This is a genomic window from Sediminimonas sp. (assembly GCF_024637375.1).
In the GTDB taxonomy this organism is placed as follows: domain Bacteria; phylum Pseudomonadota; class Alphaproteobacteria; order Rhodobacterales; family Rhodobacteraceae; genus Sediminimonas.
In genome coordinates this window covers 1-5,905 of sequence record NZ_JAGXFK010000017.1, presented here as the reverse complement: position 1 = coordinate 5,905, position 5,905 = coordinate 1, and the positions used below count along the sequence as shown (strand labels likewise).

Here is a 5,905-nt window from a genome sequence, read left to right as displayed (position 1 = left end):
TGCTCTCGGTGATCCTGTTGCAGCTTGCAACCGGCGGCGTCGGGCCGCTGGATACGCTGTCGGGGGTGGTGCTGGATTTCAGCACCGCGCAGATCGGCCTGCTGGGGTCGGCCCATTACGTGGGCTTTTTCATCGGCTGCTGGTGGGCGCCGCGTCTGATGGGCACGGTCGGGCACAGCCGCGCCTTCGCCGCTTTCACCGCCGGGGGCACGATCGGGTTGATCTCGCACATGCTGGTGATCGACCCTTGGGCCTGGGCGGCAATGCGCGTGGCCTCGGGGTTGTGCGTGGCGGGCTGCTACACGGTGATCGAGGCGTGGCTTCAGGCGCGGGTGTCGAACGCCACGCGCGGTCGCACCATGGGCAGCTACCGCGGCGTGGACATGGGCGCCTCGCTGGTCGCGCAGATGCTTATCTCGGTGCTGGAGCCGGCCTCCTACGTCTCCTACAACCTGTTGGCGCTGCTGTGCTGCGCGGCACTGCTGCCGATAACCCTGACCCGAATCCGCCAGCCCGAAACCCCCGTCGCCCCGCGCCTGCGCCCGATGCTGGCGGTGACGCGCTCGCCGCTGGCCGGCGCGGCGGTGCTGGTGGCGGCGCTGTCGGGGGCCTCGTTCCGCATGGTCGGGCCGGTCTACGGGCTGGGCGTGGGGCTGAAGCCGGACCAGATCGCCTGGTTTCTCGCCGCGTTCGTGGCCGGCGGCGCGCTGGCCCAGATCCCCGCGGGCTGGTTGGCCGACCGCTACGACCGGCGGCACGTTCTGATCTGGCTGTCGGTGGCAGCGATCGGCAGTTCGACACTGACCGCGCTGACCCACGACCTGAGCACTGTGCAGGTGTTGCTGACGGCGGGGCTGTTCGGGATGACGACCTTCCCGATCTACTCGGTCGCAGCGGCGCATGCGCACGATTTCGCCGACGCCTCGGAACGGGTCGAGCTGTCGGCGGCGCTGATGTTCTTCTTCGCACTTGGCGCCATTGCCGCGCCGCTGGCGGCATCATGGCTGATCGACCTCTACGGACCTCCGGCGATGTTCGTGATGATCGCGGCGGGCCATGCTGTGCTGGTTGTCTTCGGGGTGCTGCGGATGCGCGCCGGCCGTACCGCGAAACGGCGCACGCGCTATATCTGGGCGCCGCGCACCTCGTTCCTGATCGGCCGACTGACCAGGCAAAGCCGCGAGGACAGCGATACCGACATCGCGACCGGCGAGCGCGACACGCCATGATGGCCGCGTCATCATCGACCTGTCGCCGGGCCGTGATAGAATCGCGCGAATGACAAACGGAGGATATTGGACATGACCCAGGATTTCAGCGGCAAGACCGCCATCGTCACCGGCGGTGGCTCGGGGATAGGCGCGGCGATCTGCCGGCAACTGGCCGCGGGCGGCGCGACGGTGATCGTCGCCGACCTGAATACCGGCGACGCGCAAGCCGTCGCCGACGCGATCACGCAAGAGGAAGGCGCCGCGCTGGTCCATACCGTGGACACCGCCGAGCCCGCGCAGGTCGAGGCGATGGTCGCCCGCGCCGAGGCCGACACCGGTGCGCTGCACCTGCTGGTCAACAACGCGGGCATCGGCGGCACACCGGGACCTGTGGGCGAATACCCGCTGGAGGACTGGCACAAGCTGATCGGCATCAACCTCAACGGCGTGTTCTACGGCATGCGTTACGGCCTGCCCGCGATCGAACGCGCAGGCGGCGGTGCCATCGTCAACATGGCGTCGATCCTGGGCAGCGTGGGCTTTGCCAACGCCGGCGCCTACGTGGCCGCCAAGCACGGTGTCGTCGGCCTGACCAAGGTCGCGGCGATGGAATACGCGCAGCGCGGCATCCGCGTGAACGCGGTCGGGCCGGGGTTCATCAACACCCCGCTGCTGGAAAACAACCTCGATGCCGAAACGCTGGCCGCGATCGCCGGCATGCACCCGGTGGGGCGGCTGGGCACCGCCGACGAGGTGGCGAACCTCGCCTGCTTCCTGCTCGGCGACGGGGCCGGCTTCATCACCGGCAGCTATCACCTGGTCGATGGCGGCTACACCGCGCAGTGAGGCACCCGCCAATTTCGGTGTCCGTTGCGCTGGAACCGTCGCGCGGCTTGGTCTAAACGGGGCCAAACCGGAGCGAAGGGCAAGGGCACATGGCACGGCATCTGATCACATCGGCGATCCCCTACATCAACGGGATCAAGCACCTGGGCAACCTGGTGGGCAGCCAGTTGCCCGCCGACCTTTTCGCCCGCTACCTGCGCGGGCGCGGCCACGAGGTGCTGTTCCTGTGTGCCACCGACGAACACGGCACCCCCGCCGAACTGGCCGCTGCCAAGGCGGGCAAGCCGGTGGCCGAGTACTGCGCCGAGATGTGGCAGGTGCAAAAGGATCTCTCCGACGGGTTCGGCCTGTCGTTCGACCATTTCGGCCGCTCGTCGAGCCCTCAGAACCACCGCCTGACGCAGCATTTCGCCGACCGGCTGCACGCCGCCGGCCTGATCGAGGAAGTGACCGAGAAACAGGTCTATTCCAACGCCGATGGCCGTTTCCTGCCTGACCGCTATATCGAGGGCACCTGCCCCAATTGCGGCTACGAGAAAGCGCGCGGCGACCAGTGCGAGAACTGCACCATGCAGCTTGACCCGGTGGACCTGATCGACCCGCGCTCGGCCATCTCGGGTTCGACCGACCTGGAGGTGCGCGAGACCCGGCACCTCTACCTGCGCCAGAGCCAGATGCGCGGCAAGCTGAGCGACTGGATCGGGTCCAAGACCGACTGGCCGGTGCTGACCACCTCGATCGCCCGCAAATGGCTCAACGACGGCGACGGCTTGCAGGATCGCGGCATCACCCGCGACCTGGACTGGGGCATCCCGGTGCGCCACGAGGATGGCAGCCCCTGGGAGGGGATGGAAGGCAAGGTCTTCTACGTGTGGTTCGACGCGCCCATCGAATACATCGCCTGTGGGGCCGAATGGTCCGAGGCACAGGGGCTGGAGGCGGCCGCGTGGGAACGCTGGTGGCGCGAGGACAAGGGTGCCGGGGATGTCACCTACACGCAGTTCATGGGCAAGGACAACGTGCCCTTCCACGCGCTGTCCTTCCCGGCCACGCTGATGGGCTCGGGTGAGCCGTGGAAGCTGGTCGACTACATCAAGTCGTTCAACTACCTCAACTATGACGGCGGGCAGTTTTCCACCAGCCAGGGGCGCGGCGTGTTCATGGACCAGGCGCTCGACATCCTGCCGGCCGATTACTGGCGCTGGTGGCTGCTGTCGCACGCGCCCGAAAACTCGGATGCCGAATTCACCTGGGAAAACTTCCAGATGAACGTGAACAAGGACCTGGCCGACGTGCTGGGCAATTTCGTCAGCCGGGTGACCAAGTTCTGCCGCTCGAAATACGGGCTGACGGTGCCCGAAGGCGGCGCGCCGGGGCCGCGCGAAGAGGCGCTGATCGGCCGCCTCGCCACCCGCATCCGCGGCTACGAGGCGCACATGGACGCGATCGAGGTGCGCAAGGCGGCGGCGGCGCTGCGCGCCATCTGGGTCGAGGGCAACGAATACCTGCAGGAAGCCGCGCCCTGGGCCACCTTCAAGCAAGACCCCGAAACCGCCGCCATGCAGATCCGCCTGGCGCTGAACCTGGTGCGCCTCTACGCGGTGCTCTCGGCGCCGTTCATCCCCGACGCCGCGGCGGCGATGCTGGGGGCCATGAACACCGATGACGACGCCTGGCCCGACGACGTGCTCGCAGCGCTGTCGGCCCTGCCCCCCGGGCACGGCTTCGAAGTGCCCGAGGTGCTGTTCGCCAAGATCACCGACGACGCGCGCGAAGACTGGCAGGCGCGCTTCGCCGGCCAGCGCGGCGCCTGAGCGAACTCAGCCGCCGACCAGCGCGCGTGCCGCCGCGGCGGTGCCCGGGCCCACGATGCCGTCGATGGCGCCCCGGTAATGCCCCCGCTCGCGCAATATCTGCTGGAATGCGATGGCGGTGGCGCGGTCCCAGCTCGGCGCGCGCGCGCCGCCCACCTGGCGCAGTTTGCCGAACGGCACATCGCCGCTTTGCAGCGCCTCGACATACAGCCTGGCGGCGCGCTCGGGGTCGCGCGCCACCCCGCGCCCCTGCTCCAGCAACACCCCCAGCGCCGCCTTGGCGCGCGGCGCGCCGGTTTGCGCCGCGCGCTCGACCCAGCGGGCGTAGCGCGCCGCATCGGCCGGAATGCCGTCCGCGTCATCCGCATAAAGCGCGGCCAGCTTCAGCATCGCCGTGACGCTGCCCTGCCCGGCGGCGCGGGCATAGTACTCGACCGCCCGCGACGGGTCGGGCAGGCCCAGCGCCGCCGCGTCGTCGCGCCCGATCCCCTTTGGATCGAGATAAAGCTCGGCCAGCCGCAACTGGGCAAAGTGATAGCCGCCATCGGCGGCCTGCTTCAGCAATTCCAACATCCGCGCGTGGTCCTGCGGCACACCGCGGGCGAAGCGGTGCATCAGCGCCAGCGTGGCCATCGCCGGCAAATCTCCCGCCTTGGCGGCAGCACGGTACTCCGCGACCGCGCGCGCGTGGTCCTCCTCGACCGGGCCGATACCGAAATTGTAGTAATCGCCAAGCTTGCTGCGCGCGGCGGCCAGCCCCGCCGCTGCCGCTGCCTCGAAATTGTCCACGGCTCGCGCATGATCGCCGGCGCGCTGCTGCGCGGAAGCCAGGTTGAACAATGCCGCCGGCGGCGGCAGGTCGGCCCGCGCGGCCGTCTCGCAATAGGGACGCGCGCGCGCCAGCGCATCGAGATAGACGCCCATCGCCGCCCGGCTGACCGGCGCACCGGCATCGGGCGCCCCCGCGATCGCCACGCAGCGCGCCAGTGCGCGTTGTGCGTCGTCGGCGGCCTGCGCCTCGTCGGCCGCTTGCGCGGCAGCGGGCAACAGCGTGAACACAAGCGCCGGCCAAGCGCGCGCGAGGGAGAAGGAAAAGCGGGGAAATGACATCTGCTGACAGCCTTTTTGAACCAATGTGATTGAACGCTAGCAAAGCCCCCGGCGAGCGTCGATACCTTCCCCGCAAGCTCTTTCGCATCGGCGGTGCTTTCTCTCTACTCCCGAAATATTCCGGGGGGCAGCGCGCCCTGCGCGCAGATCTGGTCAAGACGCACAGGCTGTGCAAGGTTGACCGGCGATCAGGACGACCAGATCAGGGACGGAGGGCCTGGACAGGTGAACAAGGCGACAGCGCAGCAAGGGCCCGCGGCGAACGACGTGCCGGATCTGGCGATGGCCCCCGAGGCGGTGCTGGCGGTCGATCTCGACGGCACGCTGACCCGGTCCGACCTTCTGCTCGAAGGCTTCTGGGCCGCCACCGCCCATGACTGGACCGTGCCGCTACGCGTCTGCGCGTGGGCCTTGCGCGGGCGCGCGCATCTCAAGCGCCGCCTCGCCGCGCGCGTGGAGCCGGATTTTGAAAACCTGCCCTGGACCCAGGAGGTGCTGGATCTCGCCGCCGCCTGGCGCGCCGCAGGCGGGCGCACCGTATTGGTCACGGCGTCGGACAGCCGGGTCGCCGACGCGGCTGCCGCGCAGCATCCCGACCTGTTCGACGAGGTGCACGGCTCCGACGGGGCACGCAACCTCAAGGGCCGGGCCAAGGCAGCGTTCCTGGCCGAACGCTACGGCGCCGGCGGCTATGTCTATGTCGGCGACAGCCAGGCCGACCTTGCCGTCTGGCAGGACGCGGCGCAGGTGATCACCGCCAATGCGCGCCCCGGACTGCGCGCCCGCGCCGGGGCGCTGGCCGCGCGCAACGGCCGGCCGGTGGCTCACCTCGCCCCCGCCACCACCGGCCCCGGCCCGGCGCTGCGCGAGATGCGCCCGCACCAGTGGATCAAGAACGTGCTGATCTTCGCCCCGATGGTCGCG

5 protein-coding genes are annotated in these 5,905 nt (G+C 69.3%); 4 read left to right on the top strand and 1 reads right to left on the bottom strand.

The window, feature by feature from the left end; genetic code table 11:
• From Q0L89_RS01910 to metG, 3 genes are all read left to right on the top strand, one after another.
• Positions 1–1,229 (top strand): MFS transporter (locus Q0L89_RS01910; RefSeq protein ID WP_296762098.1); only part of this gene is annotated, 1,229 nt, incomplete at its 5' end.
• A 72-nt stretch (positions 1,230–1,301) separates the two neighbouring features.
• Positions 1,302–2,057, top strand: coding sequence for an SDR family NAD(P)-dependent oxidoreductase (locus Q0L89_RS01905; RefSeq protein WP_296762096.1), 756 nt, complete (start codon positions 1,302–1,304; stop codon positions 2,055–2,057).
• A gap of 89 nt (positions 2,058–2,146) precedes the next feature.
• Positions 2,147–3,871 (top strand): methionine--tRNA ligase, encoded by a 1,725-nt coding sequence (metG, locus tag Q0L89_RS01900; protein WP_296762094.1) that lies wholly within the window; start codon positions 2,147–2,149, stop codon positions 3,869–3,871.
• Between the two features lie 6 nt (positions 3,872–3,877).
• Here the strand turns inward: metG and Q0L89_RS01895 are convergent, their stop codons facing one another.
• Positions 3,878–4,981: a tetratricopeptide repeat protein gene (locus Q0L89_RS01895; RefSeq protein ID WP_296762093.1), complete on the bottom strand. Its 1,104-nt coding sequence runs from the start codon at positions 4,979–4,981 to the stop codon at positions 3,878–3,880.
• A gap of 225 nt (positions 4,982–5,206) precedes the next feature.
• On the opposite strand from Q0L89_RS01895, the gene Q0L89_RS01890 reads away from it, so the two are divergent.
• Positions 5,207–5,905 (top strand): haloacid dehalogenase-like hydrolase (locus tag Q0L89_RS01890; RefSeq protein ID WP_296762092.1); only part of this gene is annotated, 699 nt, incomplete at its 3' end.